At 42.3% G+C, this 24,173-nt stretch carries 21 protein-coding genes; 12 read left to right on the top strand and 9 right to left on the bottom strand.

The window, feature by feature from the left end:
- Nucleotides 1–33: 33 nt before the first annotated feature.
- Nucleotides 34–1,647 carry a S8 family peptidase gene (locus JVX94_RS13145; RefSeq protein ID WP_240193765.1) on the bottom strand — a complete coding sequence of 538 codons (1,614 nt, stop codon included), beginning with the start codon at nucleotides 1,645–1,647 and terminating at the stop codon, nucleotides 34–36.
- Nucleotides 1,648–1,834: 187 nt separating this feature from the next.
- Between JVX94_RS13145 and JVX94_RS13140 the strand changes: the two genes are divergently transcribed.
- The 4 genes from JVX94_RS13140 to JVX94_RS13125 all read left to right on the top strand — a co-directional run bounded on the left by JVX94_RS13140 (nucleotide 1,835) and on the right by JVX94_RS13125 (nucleotide 6,320).
- Complete coding sequence (locus JVX94_RS13140) at nucleotides 1,835–3,316, top strand: amidase (protein WP_205183441.1); 1,482 nt, start codon at nucleotides 1,835–1,837, stop codon at nucleotides 3,314–3,316.
- Between the two features lie 37 nt (nucleotides 3,317–3,353).
- Nucleotides 3,354–3,926 (top strand): TetR/AcrR family transcriptional regulator, encoded by a 573-nt coding sequence (locus JVX94_RS13135; RefSeq protein WP_238409427.1) that lies wholly within the window; start codon nucleotides 3,354–3,356, stop codon nucleotides 3,924–3,926.
- Nucleotides 3,927–4,006: 80 nt separating this feature from the next.
- Nucleotides 4,007–5,029, top strand: coding sequence for a quercetin 2,3-dioxygenase (locus JVX94_RS13130; RefSeq protein ID WP_144485977.1), 1,023 nt, complete (start codon nucleotides 4,007–4,009; stop codon nucleotides 5,027–5,029).
- A 157-nt stretch (nucleotides 5,030–5,186) separates the two neighbouring features.
- Nucleotides 5,187–6,320 (top strand): zinc-dependent alcohol dehydrogenase, encoded by a 1,134-nt coding sequence (locus tag JVX94_RS13125; RefSeq protein ID WP_095407636.1) that lies wholly within the window; start codon nucleotides 5,187–5,189, stop codon nucleotides 6,318–6,320.
- Nucleotides 6,321–6,529: 209 nt separating this feature from the next.
- Here the strand turns inward: JVX94_RS13125 and JVX94_RS13120 are convergent, their stop codons facing one another.
- Nucleotides 6,530–6,967, bottom strand: a complete 438-nt coding sequence (locus JVX94_RS13120) for a MarR family winged helix-turn-helix transcriptional regulator (RefSeq protein WP_012008812.1) — start codon at nucleotides 6,965–6,967, stop codon at nucleotides 6,530–6,532.
- Between the two features lie 262 nt (nucleotides 6,968–7,229).
- Here JVX94_RS13120 and JVX94_RS13115 point away from each other — a divergent pair, with 262 nt between their 5' ends.
- From JVX94_RS13115 to JVX94_RS13100, 4 genes are all read left to right on the top strand, one after another.
- The gene (locus JVX94_RS13115; RefSeq protein ID WP_205183439.1) at nucleotides 7,230–8,738 is read left to right on the top strand and encodes a class I adenylate-forming enzyme family protein; all 1,509 of its coding nucleotides are present in this window, start codon (nucleotides 7,230–7,232) and stop codon (nucleotides 8,736–8,738) included.
- Nucleotides 8,739–8,804: 66 nt separating this feature from the next.
- The gene (locus JVX94_RS13110) at nucleotides 8,805–10,187 is read left to right on the top strand and encodes an amino acid permease (RefSeq protein ID WP_073203643.1); all 1,383 of its coding nucleotides are present in this window, start codon (nucleotides 8,805–8,807) and stop codon (nucleotides 10,185–10,187) included.
- A 100-nt stretch (nucleotides 10,188–10,287) separates the two neighbouring features.
- The gene (locus JVX94_RS13105) at nucleotides 10,288–10,653 is read left to right on the top strand and encodes a VOC family protein (RefSeq protein ID WP_025092526.1); all 366 of its coding nucleotides are present in this window, start codon (nucleotides 10,288–10,290) and stop codon (nucleotides 10,651–10,653) included.
- 311 nt (nucleotides 10,654–10,964) lie between these two features.
- The gene (locus JVX94_RS13100; RefSeq protein WP_205183437.1) at nucleotides 10,965–11,825 is read left to right on the top strand and encodes an alpha/beta fold hydrolase; all 861 of its coding nucleotides are present in this window, start codon (nucleotides 10,965–10,967) and stop codon (nucleotides 11,823–11,825) included.
- Between the two features lie 39 nt (nucleotides 11,826–11,864).
- Here JVX94_RS13100 and JVX94_RS13095 read toward each other — a convergent pair whose 3' ends face one another.
- The gene (locus JVX94_RS13095; RefSeq protein WP_205183435.1) at nucleotides 11,865–13,292 is read right to left on the bottom strand and encodes an alanine/glycine:cation symporter family protein; all 1,428 of its coding nucleotides are present in this window, start codon (nucleotides 13,290–13,292) and stop codon (nucleotides 11,865–11,867) included.
- 33 nt (nucleotides 13,293–13,325) lie between these two features.
- On the bottom strand, nucleotides 13,326–14,306 hold the full coding sequence (locus JVX94_RS13090; protein ID WP_095407642.1) for a glutaminase: 981 nt from the start codon (nucleotides 14,304–14,306) through the stop codon (nucleotides 13,326–13,328).
- A 517-nt stretch (nucleotides 14,307–14,823) separates the two neighbouring features.
- On the opposite strand from JVX94_RS13090, the gene JVX94_RS13085 reads away from it, so the two are divergent.
- From JVX94_RS13085 to JVX94_RS13075, 3 genes are all read left to right on the top strand, one after another.
- Nucleotides 14,824–16,110 carry an ATP-binding protein gene (locus tag JVX94_RS13085; RefSeq protein ID WP_095407643.1) on the top strand — a complete coding sequence of 429 codons (1,287 nt, stop codon included), beginning with the start codon at nucleotides 14,824–14,826 and terminating at the stop codon, nucleotides 16,108–16,110.
- Between the two features lie 4 nt (nucleotides 16,111–16,114).
- Entirely contained in the window at nucleotides 16,115–17,053 is a 939-nt protein-coding gene (locus JVX94_RS13080; protein ID WP_095407644.1) for a response regulator, read from the top strand.
- A 191-nt stretch (nucleotides 17,054–17,244) separates the two neighbouring features.
- Nucleotides 17,245–18,330, top strand: coding sequence for an SEC-C metal-binding domain-containing protein (locus JVX94_RS13075; RefSeq protein ID WP_095407645.1), 1,086 nt, complete (start codon nucleotides 17,245–17,247; stop codon nucleotides 18,328–18,330).
- Nucleotides 18,331–18,376: 46 nt separating this feature from the next.
- On the opposite strand, the gene JVX94_RS13070 is transcribed toward JVX94_RS13075, so the two are convergent.
- From JVX94_RS13070 to JVX94_RS13055, 4 genes are all read right to left on the bottom strand, one after another.
- Nucleotides 18,377–19,417 carry a DUF4352 domain-containing protein gene (locus tag JVX94_RS13070; RefSeq protein WP_056764972.1) on the bottom strand — a complete coding sequence of 347 codons (1,041 nt, stop codon included), beginning with the start codon at nucleotides 19,415–19,417 and terminating at the stop codon, nucleotides 18,377–18,379.
- Between the two features lie 313 nt (nucleotides 19,418–19,730).
- Entirely contained in the window at nucleotides 19,731–20,387 is a 657-nt protein-coding gene (locus tag JVX94_RS13065) for a response regulator (RefSeq protein ID WP_205183434.1), read from the bottom strand.
- Nucleotides 20,384–21,598, bottom strand: coding sequence for a sensor histidine kinase (locus JVX94_RS13060; protein WP_095407647.1), 1,215 nt, complete (start codon nucleotides 21,596–21,598; stop codon nucleotides 20,384–20,386). The genes JVX94_RS13065 and JVX94_RS13060 overlap by 4 nt, the downstream gene beginning before the upstream one ends.
- 18 nt (nucleotides 21,599–21,616) lie before the next feature.
- A complete protein-coding gene (locus JVX94_RS13055; protein WP_240193764.1) occupies nucleotides 21,617–22,078 on the bottom strand; it encodes a DUF1453 domain-containing protein in 462 nt (153 codons plus the stop codon).
- A gap of 159 nt (nucleotides 22,079–22,237) precedes the next feature.
- Here JVX94_RS13055 and JVX94_RS13050 point away from each other — a divergent pair, with 159 nt between their 5' ends.
- Nucleotides 22,238–23,167 carry an aldo/keto reductase gene (locus JVX94_RS13050; RefSeq protein ID WP_205183432.1) on the top strand — a complete coding sequence of 310 codons (930 nt, stop codon included), beginning with the start codon at nucleotides 22,238–22,240 and terminating at the stop codon, nucleotides 23,165–23,167.
- A 33-nt stretch (nucleotides 23,168–23,200) separates the two neighbouring features.
- Here the strand turns inward: JVX94_RS13050 and JVX94_RS13045 are convergent, their stop codons facing one another.
- Complete coding sequence (locus JVX94_RS13045; protein WP_205183429.1) at nucleotides 23,201–24,166, bottom strand: sensor histidine kinase; 966 nt, start codon at nucleotides 24,164–24,166, stop codon at nucleotides 23,201–23,203.
- Nucleotides 24,167–24,173: the final 7 nt, after the last annotated feature.

Raw genomic sequence — 24,173 nt, 5'->3', positions numbered from 1 at the left:
ACGATTCCTCGCTGAAAGGAATCGTTTTTTCTGTTAAACCTTAATACGGTTTAAACGTTTTTGTAAATTGGTTTTTGTTTTGGAGGCTTTTAGCTGTTTGACAGCGCTTTGAGCTACTGCTTTTGTTTTCTTTGTTCGTTTGGCTTCCGCTTTTTTGACCTTTTGTTTAGCGTCTGTCACTTTCTTTTGATAAGCGACTTGTTTTTTGACTTTGTCGAGCCGGTTTTGCAGGCTTGTTTTTTCTTTGCCTTTGTTTAGTTTTTTGATGGCCGTTTGAGCACTTTTAATAGCGCCCTGTGTTTTGTTCTTTTCGGCTGTTTTGACCTTTGCACGTGCCGAGCGGATATCAATGGCTGCTTGGACTTTCTTCACCCGTTCTGTGAGTGCTGTTTTTTGCTTGCTTGCAGTGAGCCGGCCAATTCTCGTTTTGGCTTGATTGACATCTGCCTGCTTTTTAGATGTTTCGGCTGTTTTGATAGCACTGGCCGCAGCCTTTAAAAAGGTGGATTGCGGCACATATTGCACACGGCCATAGCCGAATTGTGGATCCTTCCCTTTTGCACCAAGATCCACAGTATAGCTGCGCAATAAAGTGCGAAGCTGTGCATTTGTTTTCTTCGGATGAAGCTGCTTTAACAGTGCCAGCATTCCTGTGACATGCGGTGCAGCTTGTGATGTACCCGTTGCATACCAATACTCATTTTTCAAATAGGTACTGATGACGTTCTCGCCAGGAGCAGAAAATTCAATCCCTTTCCCTGTATTCGAGATAGACGAAAGTTTGTCTTTGTCAGTCGTTGCAGAAACGGCAATGACGCTATTGTAGGCGGCTGGGTAGCTAATATGATTCTTTTTCCCATCATTTCCGCTTGCAGCAACCACGAGCAGTCCTTTTTTATATGCTTCATCCACTGCTGAACGCAAGATTGGGATATTGTCTTCAAAGCCTAAACTTAAATTAATAATGTCCATCTTATTGCTAATCGCCCAATCGATGCCTCGAAGCAGACTATATAGGTCGCCTTCTCCCTTTTTATCTAACACTTTCACAGCATACAGCTTCACACCAGAAGCGACGCCAACTGTTCCATAATCGTTATTAAGCGCACCAATCGTGCCGGCGACATGTGTGCCATGTCCTTCATCATCTTTATAAGAGGATGTGTAGTTCACGAATGATTTACCGCCGGATACCTTTAAATCCTCGTGTGGGAAAATACCAGTATCTAATACGGCTACTTTTACATTTTTACCAGTCACGCCTTCTTTTATTGCTTGCTTTATATTTAGTTTTTGTAGATTGTAAGATTTTTGTACCAATACATCCTGATTAGTTGCAGCGGCTGTTTTCTTCACAGTTGAAGCCGCGAGTTTGACCTTTACGTTTTTTGAGACGTAAGCGATGTTTGGGTCTTTTTTGAGTGAGGTGACCGCTTGTTCATCTGCTGTCACAGCGACAGCGGGAAGATGTATGTACTGTGCGTTCACTTTCTCACTTTCCTCAATAGCTGTTTGTTTTCCTTTTTGATTTTTATAGACGATGATGACATCTGTTTCTTTTGGCGGTGCAGCTGCCTGCGAATGGAAAGGCAAAGCAGTTGTCAACGCAAGAAGAAACGCAATGACGATAAGTAATTTCTTTTTCAATGCGTGGCTCCCCTCATCCGATGACCTCGGTCTTTTTTTCTCTATTATATCGGAGAAAGCAGATGGATGGGATAGTAGAATTGTCGTCTTGTTCAGAAAGTTATTTTTACAAGTAACCTGAAATTGAAATTCATAGAATTCTAGTAGACAATAGAGACATCATGATAAGAGAAAGAAGGACATGCTGATGAACGTAAAAGAGTATATGACGTATGATGCGACTGGCTTAGCAGCACTTGTGCGGAATAAGCAGGTAACGCCTGAGGAGCTTATGCAGGCGGCATTTGATAGATTGAATGAGGTCAATCCAGAACTAAACGCTGTGATACGGACGAGACAAGATCAAGTTTTAAAAGACATCAAGGAGTTACATGAGTATCAGCCATTTGCGGGCGTTCCGTTTGTGCTAAAAAATATATCGCAAGGGATTAAAAATGAACCGCTGACAGCAGGAGCGTTGCTGTTAAAGGATGTAAAAGCAAATTCGGATTCGCACTTTGTTGATCGGTTGAAGCAGGCTGGTTTTCTCATGATTGGACATACAAATACACCGGAATTCGGTTTAAGAAATGTGACGGAACCTGCTTTACATGGTCCAACGAGAAATCCTTGGAATACGGACTATTCTTCGGGTGGCTCAAGCGGCGGGACAGCAGCAGCTGTTGCGAGCGGTATTGTACCTGCTGGCGGAGCAAGTGATGGCGGTGGTTCTATTCGCATTCCAGCATCCTTTACCGGTTTGTTCGGTCTTAAGCCCACGAGGGGAAGAACGCCGGTAGGCCCAGGCGCAGGAAGGCAGTGGCAAGGGGCTTCCATCGACTTTACACTCACAAAAACAGTCCGGGACAGTGCAGCCCTTCTGGATCTTCTTCAAGTCATTCAGCCTGAAGCTGCTTTCCAAACCCCATTATACGATGGCAGTTATCAAGAGGATCTGGTGAAACGTACATCTTCTATGCGAATTGCTTACAGCGTAGAATCTCCAGTTGGCACGAAGGTCAGTGAGGAGGCGAAGCAGGCGGTTCAGCAAACAGTGAAATGGCTCAGTGAGCAAGGCCATCAAGTAGAAGAAACCAAGCCGGAAATTGATGGGGTTCATCTCATGCAGCAATATTACGTGATGAACAGCGGAGAAATGTCTGCGTTATTCACTTCCTTGGCTCGTTCGTTAGGGCGTCCAGTAAAGCCGGAGGAAACCGACATCGTGGCATGGGTGCTGGCGGAGGCTGGCAAGAATGTGACCGCTGCTGCTTATACAGAAAGTCTTGATGCGTGGGATCGGGCTGCTGCACAAATGGCGTCATTTCATCAAACCTACGATCTCTATGTGACACCAGCTACTGCCTATTCAGCTCCAAAGGTTGGTGAACTTATGCATTCAGATCAGGAAACAGCCGCACTTTTACGTGTGTCATCTCTTTCCATGCAAGCACAGCAGGATCTTATTTATGACATGTTTCTCAAGAGCCTGACCTACACCCCATTTACACAGCTTGCCAACTTAACAGGTCAGCCATCAATGAGTGTTCCTCTTCATCTCACTAGCGCGGGTATGCCTTTAGGGGTACAGGTGACAGCGCCTAAAGGAAAAGAGGACTGGCTGCTCAGGCTTGCGGCGGAAATGGAGACATCCTCGATTTGGAAAGGAACTAGTCAATTAAATCGATAACGCATGATAAGAGACTTTGGTCTATGGAGGGAAAAGAGTGTCACACGTGAGTACGAAGGACAAAATCATTCAAACGGCAGCACTTCTTTTACGTAAACAGGGATACCATGCGACAGGATTGAATCAAATTATCAGAGAGAGCGGCACACCTAAAGGCTCTCTTTATTATTACTTTCCAAATGGAAAAGAAGAGCTGGCCATTGCATCTGTTGAATACATTAGTCAAAAGGTCATCAATCAAATTGAAGAAGGCTTTGCCTATTCGGATGACCCATATATCGCCATCGATCGTTTTATGACAAAGATCATTCGAGGATTTATGGAGAAAGAAAGTGAAAGAGGGATTCCAATTGTCTTGCTTGCGGCAGAGTCCAAACCCGAAAACACACAGCTCCATGCTGCATGCAAACATGAAATGATCCGCTGGCAGGAGCTTGTAAAAGAAAAGCTAATGAACAGCGGGTATGAAGAAAACAAAGCGGATGAGCTGGCTTCTCTCCTACACTCAATGGTGATCGGGGGGCTATCGATGACCACTGCACTCAAGCAAACGACCCCTTTAGAACACGTAAAAAGTTACCTTAGACACTTATTTATGCGAGAAGAGTAAAATCTCTCGCATATTGTCTATCTATTATATCAATTGGTCTATATAATATAGATAGTTAATTAGTCATGAGGAGTGATGGGATGTCGGAGCAACCGCAATCGATCAAGCAATCCGAAGGTACCCCTTTTTATACCGTGTCTGGTTCCGGAAAGCTGTATGGGCTGGAGAATCAGCTTGTTCATATGCTGGCAGAAGCAAATCAAACGAATCAGCTGTTTGAGCTGGCCTTAATCACAGGTGGGAAAGGAGCTTATTTTCCTCTGCACTGTCATGAGCACTTATTTGAAACCATTTTTGTGCTGGAAGGAAAGCTTGAAGTGATGCTGGACGGTAAAAAATATATGGTAACAGCCTTTGATTATATTCATATCCCGCCCAAAACGATTCATGGCTACAGAATGCATAGTCACAAAACTAGGTTTATTTCATATACGTTGGGCGGACAAATGACAGATGTCTATCAGCAAATTGGAAAGAGACTTTTTCAAAATGAATATTCTTTGATGAATCATGCTTTCGATGCAGCCAGTTTTCAGCAGGCTGAAAAAGAAAGCGATATCATCCTGATGCATGGAATTAGAGAACTGTCCAATACAACGAGGCCCTCCGTTTTATTTCATAGTCAGCTTCCTCACGAGGTACAGCCTTATGTATTAGAGGCTGGTGAAGGGAAGCAATACATCATTGATGGTCAGATTCATGAGCTGATTGCAACAGTAGAAACAACAGGAGGCGGATTCAGTCATTTTGTGGTTGAAGGAGCGAAAGAGAAATATTTCCCGCCGCATTATCATCAAGTTCATACTGAAGCACTCTATTGTGTTGAAGGGAAAATGAACCTTCATTTGAACGGAGAGGATATTTGCTTGATGCCGGGTGACTTTGCCTATATCCCGCCGGATACGATTCACTCTTATGAATTTGTGTCTCATTCAAATAAAATTTTGGTTTTGCTGCTTCCAGGAGAAATTGAGCAGGTGTATGAGCAGTTTGAAGAATCTCCAAGCCCAAGTATCTGTCCTTATTTTATTCAAGAAGGGAATTTGATGTTCAATCGGGAGACTTCAACTCAATATGATTTGTTTTTTGTTGAAAAGGAATAATTGTGTAACGCGTTACACGACATCATGAGTCTGTCGAAACAATCGACGGGCTTTTTTGTTTTTTGCCTCCTCCACATAATTTTCTCATTTGATGAATGAACCATTCATTCAAGGTGAAGCTATGTAAAGATGACCTGAGCTAAAGGAGGAAATGCATGTGAGAGCTGTTACTTATCAAGGGAAAAATAGCATTGCAGTGAAGAAGGTAGATGCACCGTCTATTCAAGATCGGGAAGATGTGATTATACGGATTACATCAACATCAATTTGTGGATCAGATTTACATTTGTATCAGGGGAATTTCCCGCTTCCAATCGGCTATGTGATTGGGCATGAACCAATGGGGATTGTGGAGGAAGTTGGCCCGGATGTCACAGCTGTAAAAAAGGGAGACCGTGTCGTCATTCCATTTACGGTTGCATGTGGTAAATGCCAATATTGCGATCATCACTTAGAAAGCCAATGTGACAACTCAAACCCGCACTACGATTCGGGTGGACTGTTTGGCTATAGTGAGAAATATGGGAATTATCCGGGAGGACAGGCAGAGTATTTACGCGTACCTTTTGGCAACTACACCCCGTTTAAGATCCCAGATGATTGCGAACTGGAGGATGAACAATTGCTGTTCTTATCAGATGTCCTGCCAACCGCCTATTGGAGCGTAGAGCACGCAGGTGTGAAAAAAGGTGATACGGTCATCGTGCTAGGCTGCGGACCTGTTGGGTTAATGGCACAGCAATTTGCTTGGCAAAAAGGGGCAGAACGTGTGATTGCCGTCGATTACATTGATTACCGCCTGCGGCATGCAAAACGGATGAACGGCGTGGAAGTCTTTGATTTTACAGAAGATCCCGACATGGGAGAAACGTTAAAGGAGCTCACTAAGGGTGGAGCCGATGTTGTGATTGATTGTGTGGGAATGGACGGGAAGAAGTCCCCGCTTGAAAAAATTGAGCAAAAGCTCAAGCTCCAAGGCGGAACGATCGGACCCATTCAAATTGCCACAAAAGCCGTTCGCAAATGTGGAACAGTGCAGATGACGGGTGTGTACGGCGGCCTATACAACATGTTCCCATTAGGTGCTTTTTTTGCAAGAAACGTCACCCTGAAAATGGGCCAAGCTCCGGCGAGAGGATACATGTCAAAGCTTTATCAAAAAGTGACAAGCGGTGAAGTTGATCCTAGAGCGATTATCACACACAAATTGCCATTAGATGAAGCCGCTCATGCGTACCACATCTTCAATGATAAACAGGATGATTGTATAAAGGTCGTTTTAAAGCCATAAAAAAAGAGGCTTAGGAGTATTCCTAAGCCTCAGCGTGTAGACAAACCCTCGCATTCGGTGTCAGGTCTGCGTGCCGGTGCTCACGAATGCCCAATTCGCTCCGCTCCGGTACTCGTCCTTCATAGACTGCAAAGGTTTTCTATCACGCTGAAAAGAAGACAAAGAGCATTTAGCCCTTTGTCGAAAATTTAAGGGCTTAGGAGTAATTCCTAAGCCTTTAATGTGTGCTCGTCCATCATTTTTTCGATTAATTCAAAAAAGGTCTTTTTATCTTCCTCTGAAAGGTGGTTGAATAATTGATTCACAAGCAGCTGGCGATTGTCGATCATTTGTTTAGCAATTTGTTCGCCCGATTCAGAGAGTTCAATCCACACAGTACGGCGGTCATTATTATTTCGAGAGCGGATAATCAGCCCTTCGTCTTCTAAGTGATTGAGAGCGGTTGTTGTTGCAGAGGGAGATAATGAAACTTCCTGCAGAATATTTTTCACAGTACATGATTGATGGCGGTAGATGATACGTAAAATAAACCCTTTGACATTCGTCACGTTTTTCGGAATATTTTCTTCATCTATTTGTTTCGTCGCCTTTAAATACTTCGTCAGTGCATGGTCTAACAAACTTGCCTCTAGCTCGAAATGTTGCATTCTCCATACCTCTTTTCCTATTGCATTCGCATTTTCCGATCAATTACTAGGTCTATCTTATCATAATAATCATCATGATTTAAACCAAAATGGAAGACGGCTATAAAATTACCTATATTATCAATTAATAAAAAGAACAATTCCAAATTGAAATGATTTTACTTTCAGCTGTTTTTATTTTAGAATGTGAATGAGATAAAATCTGCCAATCCAATTCACTGGAAATTGGCTATTGGAAATCAAACGTTTGGAGATGAAGATATTGAATACTCTACAGGCATTACTAAACGACAGAATGGAACGCTCTTCACAAATTGAAGCGGTAACTGGCGGAGGTGTGTCTTATACATTTGAAGAATATGCAAAACGCATCGACCAGCTTGCTCATTACTTACATCAAAAAGGAATTCGAAAAGGTGACCGCGTTTGCTTTATTTGTCAAAACCATCATCACTTTTCAACAATTATGCTGGCAGCCATTAAAGCAGGTGCAGTCGCAGTTCCGCTTAGCTGGCAGCTTACTTCTTTTGAGCTGGAAGGTATTTTGAAAAAAGCAGAGCCAAAGGCTTTATTTTTTGACCGAGAATTCCGTGATGTGATTGCTGCGGTGAATGTGTCTTTAGACAACTGCCTCATGGTGGAATCTGGTATGAATGCGAAAACAACGCAGCTGTTTGAAGACATATTGGCTTCAAACGATGGCAGCGATCTTGCGGAAGAGGTATCAGAAGAGGATCTAGCGATGATCTTATTTACCTCTGGGACAACGGGGAATCCAAAAGGCTGTATGGTCGGACATGGACGAATCTATGAATTTTTAACAAGACGTGGGAATCGAGGATTTGACTTGAAAGGAAAGCGGTACTTGGCGAGTCACCCTCTGTATCATATGAGTTCAATTAATCACCTGATTGCCGCTGCGATTGAAGGGTATACGCTTGTTTTCTTACATGATGCAACACCGAAGCGCATTTTAGAAACAATTGAAAAAGAAAGAATTACGTTCATGATGGCTTTCCCATCAGCTTATACGTACATGCTGGAAGAAATGAAACGCGGTTCGTATGATCTTTCATCCTTTGAAATTGCGATTTCTGGCGGTACGAAGGTGCCGGTCCGTTTGATTAAGGATTATAAAGAAGCAGGCATTCAGATGATGCATGGCTACGGAAGCACGGAAGCATGGGTTGTCAGTGCTTGGCATCCTGCGATGGGCGAGGATAAAATGGGCTCTGCTGGTAAAGTGGATCCAGATGTAGAAGTGAAAATCGTTCATCCTGAGACAGAGGAAACACTGCCAGCTGGAGAAATTGGCGAAGTCGTCATGAGAAGCCCATTTTATTTCTTAGGCTATTATCACCAGCCTGACGCTACTGCGAAGGTGCTCAAAGACGGCTGGTTCCATATGGGAGATGCAGGCTATCTAGACGAAGACGGTTTTCTATTTATCACAGGCAGATACAAAGATGTCATTTTATACGGCGGAGACAATATCTATCCTGACCAAGTAGAAGAAGTCATTGAACAAATTCCAGGTGTGATTGAATCAGCTGTCATCGGTGTTCCGGACAAATTATATGGTGAAGTGCCAAGTGCGTATATCGTAAAGGACGAATCCGCCGATTTCTGCGAAGAAGATGTGGTGAACTATTGTCAGGAACGTTTGGCAGATTACAAAGTGCCATCCATTCATTTCATCAGTGATCTGCCAAAAAACAAGCTTGGTAAAATTATGAAGAAAGATTTACGTGAATTGGTTGTGAATGCTTAGTACCTATTCTGCTATAATGAAATTTGAATGATTTTTTGTTTTTCTAACGTTTTGGAGGGAAAGGGTTTGCGACATATTCTTCGTAAGAAACACGTTCACGATTTGTTGGAACAGAGCAGACAGCAAAAGGTAAAGAAAACGCTGGGCGGGCTCGATCTCACGCTTCTTGGTATAGGGGCAGTGATTGGCACAGGGGTTATGGTGTTAACTGGTATTACAGCGGCTAAGGATGCAGGACCGGCTGTCATTTTCTCCTTTGCGATTGCAGCCATTGTGTGCAGCTTGGCAGCACTTTGTTATGCAGAAATGGCTTCAGCGCTTCCTGTATTCGGTAGTGCGTACATTTATTCATATACGACCATGGGCGAGCTTGTAGGTCATTTAATGGGATGGACCTTATTATCCGTCTATATGCTGACTGCTTCGGCTGTTGCCAGTGGCTGGTCGAGTTATTTCAACAGCTTGCTTGAGGGATTTGGAATTTCTATTCCGCATCAATTCTTAGCGGGGCCGGAGCAAGGCGGATATATGAATCTGCCGGCGATTATCATTGCTCTACTGATTGCGTGGATCTTATCTAGAGGAACGAAGGAAAGTAAAAAATTTAATAATATCATGGTGTTTGTGAAACTCGGTATTATTGTTCTTTTCATTGTAGTAGGCGGCTTTTATGTACAGCCAGCCAATTGGCAGCCGTTTATGCCGTTTGGCGCAGAAGGCGTCATTGCCGGTGCTGCTGCTGTATTTTTTGCCTTTTTAGGGTTTGATGCAATTTCTGCTTCAGCAGAAGAGGTGAAAAATCCGCAGCGGAACCTGCCAATTGGGATCATAGGTTCATTACTTATTTGTACGATCATTTACATTGTCGTTTGTTTGGTCATGACAGGCATGGTGCACTATACACAGCTGAATGTCACAGAGGCTATGTCCTATGTCCTGCAAAGTGTACATCAAAATAGCGTGGCTGGTATTATTTCTGTTGGTGCGGTCATTGGATTGATGGCTGTGATTTTCGCCAATAATTATGCAGCAACTCGAATTGCCTATGCGATGGGCCGAGACGGACTTTTGCCTAAAGTGTTTTCAAAAACAAACAAAAGCGATACGCCTGTTGCTAGCATATGGATGATTGGCGGAATGACAGCTGTTATTTCAGGCTTTATTGATTTGAAGGATCTGTCCAACTTAGCGAATATCGGTGCGTTATTAACGTTTGCAATGGTCAGTTTATCTGTGCTTATTCTGAGAAAAACACATCAGCAGCTTGAGAGGGGCTTCAGGGTTCCTTTTGTGCCGGTTTTGCCGATTATATCAATGGGCTGCTGCTTGTTCCTAATGCTCAACTTACCAGGCCGGACATGGCTTTACTTTGGGGTTTGGCTGTTAATTGGTGTCGTCATGTACGCAGCGTATTCAAACAAACATAGTGAATTAGCGAAATCTTCATGAGAAAAAGGTGCAAATCCGTTGACGATTTGTGCCTTTTTTCATACGATTTGGGATAAGCTATAAAAGAGATGATGGACGGAACAAGAGGAGGATGAGGGATATGATTAGTGTTAGTCCTTATATTGTTGTAGAAGATGTGAAAGAATCTCTTCAATATTATCAAGGGATTTTTGGTGGGGATATTCAGATCTTAAATGAACATCAAGACCGTGTCCTGCATGCTGAATTGCATCTTGGGGAATCACTGCTTCATTTTTCAGATACGTTTGGACGCACACCAAAGCCAGAGAATCTTAGATTGATCATGCAGTTTGACAATGAAGAAGAACTAAAGGCTGTCTATGAAGCGCTGGAAGCTGATGGAGATGTACTGGTCGAATTACAGGATACCTTCTTTGGCGCACTTCACGGACAAGTACAGGACCGGAAAAATGGGTTGATCTGGGTTCTGAATTATATGAAATAGAGTAAGACCTTCACCATAGTGAAGGTTTCAGCGTGTAGACAAACCCTCGCATTCTTTGTCAGCCCTGCGCGCTGGTGCTCACGAATGTCAAATTCGCTCCGCGCCAGTGCTCGTCCTTCCTAGACTGCAAAGGTTTTCTATCACGCTGAAAAGAAGACAAAGAGCTAAAATAAAGATCATTTTAGCCCTTTGTCAACAATCTGAGACCTTCACCATAGTGAAGGTTTTTTTGTGAGTGTTTTTATTTTCTGAAAAATGGAAAATATGCTATGTTGGAAGAATAAAACGACAAGGAGAAGGGTGGCAAAGGAATGGAACAAATTGAGTTTCAATCAATCCAAACAAATGGTGTAACACTTCATACAGCAATGGCTGGACCGGAAAATGGCCCGCTGCTTGTGCTGCTTCACGGGTTTCCTGAGTTTTGGTATGGCTGGAAAAATCAAATCATCCCCTTGGCTGAGGCAGGCTATCGTGTTGTTGTTCCTGATCAAAGAGGCTACCACCTAAGTGACAAACCAGAAGGAGTCGAATCCTACGTATTAGATCAACTGAGAGATGATATTGTGGGTTTGATCAAGACGCTGAGCCCGAACCAAAAGGCGATTGTCGGCGGACATGACTGGGGCGGAGCTGTTGCTTGGCATTTGGCTTCAACCCGTTCTCAATATGTCGAGAAATTAATCATTGTTAATATGCCGCATCCGCGGGTGATGATGAAGGTTCTTCCTTTTTATCCGCCGCAGTGGAAGAAAAGCTCCTATATCGCTTTTTTTCAGCTTCCGAATGCTCCAGAGGCAGCACTTCAAGAAAATCACTTTCAAAAGCTGGATGAAGCCATCGGGCTGACGGCAAGGCCACATTTGTTCACGAAGGAAGATGTCTCAAGCTACAAGCTCGCTTGGACGCAGCCAGGCGCCTTGACCTCAATGCTGAATTGGTACCGAGCCATCAAAAAAGGCGGCTTTGAAAAGCCGATTTCCAAACGAATTCTCGTTCCTGTTCGCATGATCTGGGGGATGGAGGACAAGTATTTAAGCAGAAAGCTGGCGAAGGAAACGATGAAGATTTGCCCAAATGGACAACTAATTTTTGTCGATGATGCTTCTCATTGGATCAATCATGAAAATCCAGAAGTAGTAAACAAACTCATACTTGAATTTTTGACATAAAGAAAAAAGCTCTGATCAGTTGACCAGAGCTTTTTTGATTTATCCGATTTGGTTCTTTTTCAATGCAGCAGGTTCGTCGTTCCAGCATTCAATTTTCTCATTGTTTGGAACGGCATTTTTATAGAAAACAGGATCTTTGCCTTCTTTTTTCTGTCTCGTGTAATCCTTCAGTGCTGCGAAGGCGACCTTAGACAGCATGGTAATGGCGATGAGGTTGACGATGACCATGAGTCCCATGAAGAGATCGGCTAGACCCCAAACGAGAGGAACAGTGGCAACCGAACCGAACAGAACCATTCCAATAACGGCAATTCGATAGATGTTTAGCCAAATTTTGTTCGCTCCTAGGAATTCAATGTTCGTTTCCCCATAGTAATAGTTACCGATCAATGTACTGAACGCGAATAGGAAAATCATGATGGCAAGGAAGCTAGAGGCCCATGGTCCAATATGCTGACTAAGAGAAGCCTGTGTTAATTCAATTCCTTGCAGGTTTGTTGTTTTATACGCATCAGAAAACAGAACAAGGAAGGCTGTGCTTGTACAAATAATTAACGTATCTGTTAACACGCCGAATGCTTGGATTAATCCTTGTTTAACAGGGTGGCTTGTGACAGCCGTTGCTGCTGCGTTAGGTGCACTACCCATACCGGCTTCATTCGAGAAAAGACCGCGTTTAATCCCTTGTAATAAAGCACCGCCTAGCGTACCGCCAGCGAACTGTTCAAACCCGAAGGCGTGTTTCACAATCGTGCTGATGACACCAGGAAGTTCCGTGATATTTGTGACAATGACAAAGAACGCAATTCCGATATAAGCAACTGCAAGCACAACGACAATGTATTCAGAAGCCTTTGCGATCGCTTGGATGCCTTTGAAAATGATTGCTGCAATAATGACAGCCATCACAATACCGACGGTTAAACGGTCTAAACCAAAGGAGTTTTTAAAAGCGACAGAGATCGTATTTGATTGAACTGCGTTAAAGACGATTCCAAAAGAAATCGTAATCAGGATCGCAAATAAAATCCCCATCCAGCGCTTGTTTAACCCTTTTTCCATGTAATAAGCAGGTCCTCCGCGGAAGCCTGTTTTGTCTTTTACTTTATATACTTGAGCTAGTGTACTTTCAACGAAACTTGAAGCAGAACCGATAATGGCTACGATCCACATCCAAAAGATGGCGCCAGGGCCGCCAATGGCAATAGCGATAGCAATCCCTGTGATATTCCCTGTCCCTACACGTGCTGCCATACTGATGGCAAATGCTTGGAACGGTGATATTCCCTCTTTTTCTTTTCTTCCTTCTTTCAGGACACGCAGCATTTCTTTCATCATTCTCACTTGCATGAAGCGTGTTCTATATGTGAAGTAGAGTCCAACTCCAAGTAACAGAGCAATCACAATATAAGTCCAAATAAAATCATTTGTATGTGTTAAATAAGATAGCAAAGCTTTTTCGTTCATAACATCACCTCTTCGAATTCATCACTGTTCTTTTTAAAAAATACTGAGATCCCACTCTTTAGCAAGCTTTTTCAGCATCATGACACCAGTAACACTATTTCCGCAATCGTCAATGGCAGGACCGTAAATGCCAATTCCACAGCCTGTCTGAAACGGGAACTCTCTTCTTGCGCTTGGCGGAACGCAAGCCATAATTCCTCCAGACACGCCACTTTTGGCTGGAACGCCTACGAAAGCAGCAAAATTCCCAGACGCATTATACATGCCGCATGTCAGCATCAATGCCTTTGTTAGTCTGGCGATATCCTTTGGGATGACTTGGACTTGTTTAAAAGGATGGTAGCCATCACTTGATATAATCAGTCCAATCAAGGCGATGTCCTCTGTTGTGACCTCGATGGAACATTGCTTTAAATACACTTCTAATGTGTCCTCGACATCCGATTCTAAATAATTGGTTTCTTTTAAATAATAAGCAAGTGCCCGGTTGCGGTGCGCAGTTGCCCATTCTGATTGATAAACCTCTTCATTAACAGAAGGACGCTTACCTATTAAGTTTTCGATTAAATCGAAAATATATGCTAGCTTTTCTGTAGAAGTCTTTCCGGGAAGGATGGAGGATACGGTAATAGCTCCAGCATTAATCATTGGATTAAAGGGCTTCCCTGGTTTATGCATCTCAAGACGGTAGATGGAATTAAATGCATCACCAGTTGGCTCTACATCTACCCGATCCAAGACGTAAGGTACGCCTCTTCCTAAACAGGCAGCTATAAAGCTGATGACTTTTGAGATACTTTGCAGGGTAAAGGGAACGTCCCAATCACCATATCGTACAGATGATCCATCTGGGCCTATCACGCTGATACCAAGTTGAGAGGAATTCACTTTTCCAAGTGCTGGAATGTAGCCAGCATTCTGTCCGTTTATGTGATACGGACGTATTTCTTCTGCCCATTGATCAACAGAAGACTGGCATGCGTGTTGTGTATTATTAGAAATTGTTGTTTTCATACGATTCCTCCAATCAAAAATCAAAAAGTACCCTATTGAATTGGCGGATGACAAAAAATGCGATCAACTAGGCACGAAAACATGTTACACATCTTCAAAGAACTTGTCATGCGCTGCTTGCACCACTCCTTTACACCTAAATATATGTACAAATGAAGGCATTGTCGGCGGAAAAACAAAAAGGGTTTTTAGTGAAAATTAAGAAAACGCTTACATATAGTTTCACTAAAATTATTCATTCAATTTATCTTGGAAACTACACAATCTGACGTAAATCTACAGAAAAACTTACAAATAAAAATCTGTCTGTCGACTATTGTCTAAACAATTCCTATTATTGTCGTCAATGATCAAAACACTGAATAGCTGAAAGGTCACCTTGCTGCCCCGGAGAATAGTCATAGAAAAGGATTTTGGAGATAAAAAGAGCGGTGAAAATTATTTTTTTGCACATTGTGAAGAAAAGAGTCTCCTTGTATACTGTGGCTATGCAAACAGGGGAAGGGATGTCAGTCATTTGAGTTTAAATCAGCTTGTCAAAAAGGACGCATTCATTTTAATTTTTATGATGGTCATTGTGCCGCTTGCAGGAGAGCTGAAGTTTTATCCTGTGAATGAGACGTTTCGCATCAGCTTTGGCGCACCTGCGTTTTTCTTTTGTTTATTACTCTTAAGAAAATCTAGACCGCTTTTGCCGGGGTTTTTAACAGGCGCAGCAATTGTGCTTTTTCGGGTTGGCTTAGATTTGATTCAGCAGAATGCTGATCTGGCTTCATCATTTTATCAGCAATTCCCAAGCTTCTTTTTCTATTTCACTTATGCTTTCCTGTTTTTTGCCGTCCGTACGGGACGCTTTAAACAGCGCTCTATTTTCATTGGGATCATCGGTCTAATGATCGAATTAGTTGCTGATTTTGTCGAGCTGTTTGTACAATTTTTAGTGTTTGATACAACGATGACCATATCAAAGCTGAGCGATATGTTCCTCATTGCGTTTGCTCACAGCTTTGTGGTGATCAGTTTTTTTAATATGATGAAGCTGTATGAGGCTCAATCAAGAGAGAAGCAGATCATGAAACAAAATGAGCATATGATGATGGTCATTTCGAATTTATATGAAGAAACGGTGCACTTAAAGAAAACGTTAAAACATACAGAGCATATTACGCAGGAATCATACCGGCTTTATCGTCTGCTGCATGAACACGAAGCAGGGAAAAAAGTGAGTCAGGAGCTGTTAAAGCTCGCAGGAGAAATTCATGAAGTGAAAAAGGACAATCAGCGTATTTATGCTGGGCTTTCAAAGCTGATTTCGAAGGAAAATATGCAAGATTACATGAAGGCGGAAGAGCTCGTTCAAATTGTCATCCGGATACAAGAGAAGTATGCTTTATCTCTTGGGAAAAATATCTCCTTTACATCTGATATAAAGGGCATTCATCTGCATGATTATCATGTGTTTATTTTCTTATCGCTGATTAATAATTTAATGGCTAATGCAGTCGAAGCAATAAAAGATACCGGGATGATCTCACTCGAATTGAAAGGAAGTCATGATAAAATAGAGATTCGGATTGAAGATGACGGACCGGGGATTCCTAAAAAAATGAGAGAGATTGTGTTTGATCCAGGTTACACCTCCAAATTTGATGCATTTGGAACGCCGTCTACTGGGATCGGCTTATCCTATGTGAGAGAGCTGGTACAAGAGCTTGGCGGTCATATTCAAATCGAACAAAAAGAAACAAAAGGTACAGCTTTTCTGCTTGTCCTTCCTATACAAAATTTAATACAGAGAGGGTGAGTGTATGCGATTCTTCATTGCAGATGATGATCGTGCAATACGCTCGATTTTAGGTCAAATTATAGAGGATGAGGATTTGGGAGAGGTCGTAGATGAAGCGGGTGACGGAGTTGGACTAGAGGCACACTCACTGAACCTAAAGAAAGTAGACATCCTTTTAATTGATCTTTTAATGCCTGCTAGAGATGGCATTCAAACCATTCGCCATATTCACCCTGAATTCAAAGGCAAGGTCATTATGATTTCCCAAGTAGAGGCGAAAGAGATGATGGCAGAAGCCTATGAATTAGGGATTGAATATTATATCCATAAGCCTGTCAATCGCATTGAAATCGTCAGTGTGATTCGAAAAGTCATGGAGCGTATCAAGCTGGAAAAATCGATTTACGATATACAAGCCTCCCTTCGCCACGTGCTGCCATTAGAGCCTGTGATTTCTCGAGGTGCGGGCGCTGGGGCGAAGAGAAGAACGATGAAAGAGGCTGGGGAATTCCTCTTATCCGAGCTGGGTATTGTCGGTGAGAGCGGCTCTAAGGATTTACTGGAGATACTCACGTACTTACATGAAACACAGTCAGCCAATTCTCATGAGGTCAATTTTCCGCCGCTAAAGCAGCTGTTTATCAAAACAGCCGAAAGAAAGCTGGATCATGGGGCAACCGATGTAGAAGTGATGCGGGAAGTGAAAGCGGCGGAGCAGCGGATTAGACGAGCTATTCACCATTCTTTGAATCATTTTGCCTCACTAGGATTAACAGATTTCTCAAATCCTAAGTTTGAGCACTACGCGTCGAAGTTTTTTGATTTTACCGATGTCAGCCAAAGAATGAAAGAAATGCAGAAGACATCTTCACCTTCGGGATCAACGGGCAGAGTCAATACGAAGAAATTCGTTCAAATCTTTTATTTTGAAGCAAAGCAGTTATTCGAAGGAATGAGCTGAGGAAAATTTGTTGGTATGATTGGAGAAAATAAACAGACAAAGTCTGTCTTTCCTATGATCTATCGTGATCTTAAGATGTTTTTATAATTTAACTGATCATTCTGATTTTTCTTTTTTCTTGAAAATAAAACCCTCCTGTGCAATCGTTTGTTAAAATAGTGAGGTTAGACTAGAATGTCGGAGGTTTTATTTTGGGAAAAATTAAACGAAATGCGCTCTGCCCATGCGGAAGCGGAAAAAAATATAAACATTGCTGTGGTCAAAAATCAGGCGGAGAACAAACGTCTGAGCTTGTGTTTAAGGAAGCTGTACAAGTTCAAAAGGATTTAATGAATTATGCTTTTTCTAAACATCAGAGAGCAATCAATCAATTCATTAATGAGTTTTCTTTCCTTGCAGATATGGATAAAGAAACGCAACAAATCTCAGTTTTTCATTTGAGTGTATGGGGCATCTTCTTCCGCCCATTAACTGATAAGAAGGAAACCATTTTTCAAGAATTCCTGACAAAGAAAGCAGAGGATATTACCCGTCCGAAAACAAGACAAGTAGTCCAGTCCTGGACAGACATGGAACCATCTTTGCTTTTATTAAATGAAAAAACGGACGAGTCTCTTTACTTTGAGAATATGGTAACAGCGGAGAAGGTTGAAGTAGATGTAAAACCTGATCAAACGGTACTGCCTGAGAAGGGAAGTCTCGTGCTTGGTTTTCCTGTTCAATTTGAAGAAAAAGCAGAGTTTTTCATTCAATATACGATGTTTGCGAAAGAGTTTACAGATTCTCTTCTTCTTCAGGTCCGCCAGCTTGTTGATGCATATGAAGCAAATGGAGGAGCGCGCAGCACATTTATGAGAGAGTCATTCCCTGATGTGCTGAAGTGTATGTTTGCGAAGCAAGAAGTAGAAGAGTCAGAAACACCTGCTCAAACAGAAGGCGATGCAGGTCTATCAGCAGATCGTATGGACTGGGCTAGTGACGTTCAGCTGGAAACAGCTAAGCTGATTGAAGACGGAATGAAGGAGCACGGTGACCAGAGCCTGACAGATGGTGCTTTAACGGTTTGGAAAGCCTACTGTGATCAAAAATCACCTGTGATCCGTAAAGCAGCGTCATTTGCTGCGGGAATCGAATACTATATTCATTCACTTGCAAGCGATGCCCCGCTTTCTCAAGCACAAGTAGCGAAAAAGTATGGCATTAGTGCGTCTACTGTATCGAGCCGTTTTAAAGATATCGAAAAAGCGGTGAAAGAAGAGCAAGAGGCGACAGTATAATTTAAAAAAGACGCGGCACCTTCAGAGGCCAGCGTCTTTTTTTAGATTATCTTGTTTTAATAAAACCACTCATGTACTGCTCTGTATTATAATCATTGAGGTCTATTTTCCATTGACCATCCCCATTACGTTTCATTTTCACTTCATATTCAGCTGGGCTGGAGACGGGAGGAAGCTTTTCGAATTCAGATGCGTACATGTTTAAGCTTTTTTTATACAATTCTTCTTTAGAACGGATTTTCCCGTTGTAAAACTCGTCTCTTTGCTTGTCTAGCTTGTCTTTTAAGTTAGAAGCATCAATGCCTGTTACTTGAGCGACAACCTTTGCTTCGTCATCAGAGATAGTTTTCACACTTGTTTCTACCTTTGCTTTATCTTTCATGGTGTTTTGAATACGTTTATACATAGACAGAATATCACGGTCACTCACTTCATTTCCGTATATTCCTGCACTTCTTTTGAAGTCTTTTACAAACATCTCATGGTATTTATTGACGACATCCGATTGGTTGTCACCCGTTAAATCTGCGAATTCATCGTTCTTTTTATCAAAAACAATAATATCAGTATAAGCGGATAACGCTTTTGCTGGGTTATCCAGCTTTTTTGCTGAATCGAGTATTTTGTTTCCATCTAGGTCGATTTGGATGGAATCACTGTTTTTCTTGATGCTGTCCTGATAGACGAACTGATATTTTTTCCCTTTGTCTACTAGGAAATAAAGAGCTCCTGAAAGTGACTTGCCTTTGTTCAATGAACCAAGGTCAAGACGGTCTTTGCTGCCGTAGAATTTTAAATCAGATACTTTGGCATCGTCCTGATAAAGGGAGAAGTCAGAGTTATATAATGAAAGGGCTTTGTCACCTTTGTTTGTGATCGTCAGGTTGACTTTTAGCACCAATTCATTGTCTCTCAAGGTAGTTGTTGAGTCTTCTGGTAACGTATATTCGTAGCTGTTGACTTTTACCTCTGCTGTTTTCGTTGACTTTTGATCAGCGTCGGTTGATTTGGCTGAGCTCTGGCAGGCTGCAGAGATGATCATCACGAATGAAATCATGAGGAGTGCACTTATTTTTTTAAGATTCACAGTTGAAGCTCCTTTGCTTTTCTTTCGTCATTTCATTCCCGCTATCTGACTAAGAAAAAAGAAACAGATAGATTGGTATATTCGGGTGTTAGAGGGGAAAATATCCTAATGACGATTTGCACTATTCATTCTATCGAAATTCATTCATGATGAGGAATAGGTTTTAGTCCCTATTTTTGATAGTTTTTAACACAATCACCTATAAAATAAGGAATTAAATAAGCACAATATACTAGTTAATAAGTATCAATTCATAGATTTATTTTGGGTTTTAAATGTTTTTTGTATAAAATTCTTGAAATGAAGGTAGTTTTTATTTCACGAGGCGGTGCCGGATGGCGAAGACGACAGCCTGTGTGCGGTCTTGTGCATTGAGCTTTTGTAAAATACGGTGCACATGCGTTTTTACCGTACTTTTGCTGATAAATAATTGATCAGCAATATCTTCATTTTTTAAGCCATAGGCCATTTGCTGTAATACATCGCGTTCACGTTCTGTGAATGATTCGTGAAGCAGATGCGTGTGATGTGTATCATTTGCCTGCTGAAGAGCTCGTACCATCATGTGCTCAGATGCTGCCGTTCGAAATACAGATTCACCAGCAAAGGCGGTGCGGATGGCCTCAATTAATTCCTCAGGCATTGTATCCTTCAGCAAATAACCGACTGCCCCTGCACGAATTCCGTCAAAGACGTATTCTTCCGTATCAAAGGTCGTGAGAATCACAACTTTTACATCTGGATACTTTTTTAAAATGCGCTCTGTTGCCGTGATGCCATCCATTCCAGGCATTTGTACATCCATGAGCAGTACGTCTGGTGTGTTGATCGAGCAAAGCTCAACTGCCTCCTGACCGTCTGACGCCTCCCATATGACGTCAATATCCTCTTGAGCGCTTGCAATATAACGAAATCCTTGGCGGATCAGCGGCTGATCATCAATAATGCCAATCTTAATAGGGTTTGTCATGTCTCGGAGTCCTCCTTGATAGGAATTTGAATATGAATACAAAAGCCGTGCGGTTCGCGTATGGACGTCTTGAGGGAACCGCCTGCTGCGTCACACCGTGCCTTCATGCCTGACAGCCCAAAGCCAAATGAGATATCTTTTTCGCTGGTCAAATATCCATCGTCTTCAATGTTCATCATCAGCTCATGCTGATGGTTATATAGTGTAATGGTCATCGTAGTGGCCTTGGCATGGCGAATTGTATTGGTGATGGCTTCTTGTAAAATGCGATAAAGCAGCTCAGATACGGAGAGCGGCCACTTTTTATACGTAAGCTGCTCTGTATGAAAGTGAATGTCAAGCTCTCCCGATATCTCTCCTTGCTTGATGAGACTGCGAAGCCCGGCAAGTCCGAGACCTGCATCGTCTGACGCCATATGATGAACCACAGAACGAACCTCGGTGAGACAATTTTTAGAAATATTGATGAGCTCCTGAAACGTCTGCGCCATCTGCTCTGGTTCTTCCTGCTTTAAACGGTAGGGCAAAGACTGCAGCTGAACAATCATTGAGGTTAATTGGTGACCGATGCTGTCATGCAGATCGCGTGCAATTCTGCTTCGCTCCTCCAGCACTGCAAATTGGAGTGACTGAACGGTCGCTTCTTCAAGCTCGATATGCGCCTGCTTCAATTGTTCATGGGCTTCTGATAATTCCTTGTGAACCAATTGCAGTTCTCCGAAGTGTTCTTCCTTTAATTCCTGTTCACGCCGCCGCATTCTAGAAATCAAGACAAGTGTATACACAAGCAGCTGGAATAGCGGGAGAGTGATTACCATGTTCCAAGAAAAATCGTTTATATAATAGCTGACCCCACTGGTGAAAAAGATGAAAGCAAATAGATAGGGATGATGCGCCTCTGAAAAACGAAAAGCGATAAAGCCAATCATAAAAAAGGTCAGCCCAATACTGTCTTGAATCTGACCTGTCACCAGCCATAAGAGATGTGTCAGCACCCACATCAAGAGGAGTATGGAAAATTGCTTTTTAGGTGACAGCTTGCTTTTTGGAAAAAGACATAGGAGAAACACCAAATAGACGAAGGTGCGAAACACCAATTCGCCTATTGAAAGGGGCTCATACATTTGAATATACATATAGGTCAATACAAGGCCTAATACGAATTTTCGCCTCATTTGACCTAAAAGCTTGAGTGGCTGCTGAAGGTTCATATCAAAAACTCCTGTCTGTCAGTTAATAGCAGCAGATACCTTGATGCCCATATATCTCTTTAAAAGAATAAACCGCAATCCGATCATACTGCCGATTGGAAGGAATGTCAGGCCATTTGCGAAAATGATCAGGGAATGACCGCCATCCTGTACAATTGAACCTACTGTCATCCGGATAAGGATGATTCCGATGAAAAAAAGTGTTCCATAAAGTGAGCTGGCAGCATAAATACGTCCCGAGTGTTGATCAAATGTTACTTTGTATAGTTTACCTCTCCATAGCCCGATTGCAAAACCTACGAGTGCAAATAAAGTCATGACAAGCAGGCTTATCGCCGTGATTTCAATATGCTGAGTAATGGAATATGAGAGAAAGCCTAATAAAATGAGCGGCCCTATGAGAAATCTGACGGGGCGGATTTCCTTTTCTTTGCCTGTTCTCAAAAGCATAATAATAATGATGACAATTTGAATGGTCATGAGAAGATCTCCTTTTCGTTTTAGTCTATCTTCATCATACGCATCTTCTATTTTCGCGGCGTCCACCCGCAGGTTGATTTTTAGAGAGCGGTATACTTGAATGTTGGAAATGATTCGTGGGAAAATAAGGATGATTATGTAGATAAGGGAGATGAGCTTTTGAAAAAGGTAACGCTTGGACGAACTGATTTGCAGGTAAATCCGATAGGGCTTGGTACGAATGCAGTAGGTGGACATAATTTATTCCCGAATCTTAGTGAGGATGCTGGACGGGAGCTTGTGGAGACGGCTCTTGATCAAGGTGTCAATTTCTTAGATTCTGCTTTTATTTATGGGCTGGGCCGTTCAGAGGAATTAATCGGTGAAATCATTGCCAAAAGAGGCGGCAGAGAAAAGCTTGTCCTTGCGACAAAAGGAGCTCATAAGGAAGTAAACGGGCAAATTGAACTTGATAACAGCCGTAATTTCTTAAGAGAGCAGGTTGAAAATAGCCTGAAACGACTGCAAACAGATTATATTGATTTGTACTATATGCATTTCCCAGATGGACGTACGCCGCTCGAAGAAGTAGCAGGCACATTAAAGGAATTGAAGGACGAGGGGAAAATCAGGGCAATCGGTGCATCAAACCTTGATTTTGAACAGCTTCAAGCCTTTAACCGAGATGGTTACTTAGACGTGCTTCAATCAGAGTATTCTCTACTGAAACGTCAGGCAGAGCAGGATCTTCTTCCATACTGCGTCGAGCATGGTATTTCCTTTATTCCTTATTTCCCATTGGCATCAGGCTTGTTGACTGGGAAATTTACAAAAGATGCGACATTTGATGATATTCGAGCAAAGGACCCGCTTTTCCAAGGCGATGCATTCCTTTCAAATCTCGAAAAAGTAGACAAGCTGAAAGCCATTGCTCAATCAAAGAATGCAGAAACAGCACACGTCGCACTCGCTTGGCTCTTAGCGCAGGATGGCATTGATGCTATTATTCCAGGGGCAAAACGAGCAGACCAAGTGCTGCAAAATCTAAAAACAAACGATGTTCAATTAACAGAAGAGGAAATCAATCAAATCGATAAGATTTTCTCTTAACACTAAAAAAAGGTGCAGCTATGCACCTTTTTTTTATGACATGGTGAGAGGGATTTTGATGACGAGCCGTAAATTTGGAGAACGGTAAGTGAAATCAAGTGTACCGTCTGCCTTTTCTACAAGCTGTTGAATGATATACGTCCCCATTCCTTGATGATCGCCGCCTTTTGTCGAACGGCCAAAAGTTTTGAACAAATGATCTAGCACGTGTTTTTCCATACCTTTTGTGCTGTTTTCACAATGGATTAAAAATAGTCCGCTCCGAATAGAGGTCGTGACCGAAATGCTGCCCTCTTTTCCGGCTTGCTTCGCTTCAATCGCTGCATCTAGGGCATTATCAAGCAGGTTGCCAGTAAAACTAACCTGATCCGCCTTTGAAAAAGGAAGCGATGAAAAGGGAGCTTGAAGGTCTAGTGAAAGTGCAATGTTCTCTTTCTCAGCCCGTTGGAAAAAGGGGTGCAAGGTTGAGGCCAAATAAGCATTTTCTCCTTTAATCCATGGGAAATGTTTGACGTATTGTTGAATCAAATCTTTGATCTCATGCTCGTCGTTCGACGCGGAAAAGGCATTTAAATGTCTGGCTGTTTCATGATGTTTACTGCGCAGTTCAAGAAGTAATTCATTGGTTCTTGATTCTGCGTTTATGAGCTCTTGAAGCCGCCCATTTAACTGTTTCTCTGTCTGCATCACCTTCAATGAGAGGATATCGACTGTCACCATGATGATGAGCGCCACAAGATAGGTCAGCTCATTCGGTTCCGTTAGAAACAGCAAAAGGCCTGTGCAGGTAATGAGAATAAAAGCACCTAATATCACATCACCACTCGTATGAGGCAAAAATCTTTTGTACATAAAGAATGTATAAACACACATCGCGCAAAAGGTAAGAAGCCACAACACAGTTGATGATAGCGGCAGAAAAGCTTCAGCAGCTGCATGAAACGCAAGACCCAGCCATATGAAAGCATAAATGCGAAATCCAAGATAGAATGCGTTCACGTTTGTT

The organism is Bacillus sp. PDNC022, assembly GCF_016919285.1.
Lineage (GTDB): Bacteria > Bacillota > Bacilli > Bacillales > Bacillaceae > Bacillus > Bacillus safensis.
Note: the sequence above shows the minus strand (reverse complement) of the source record. Positions and strands in the feature narration are given on the sequence as shown.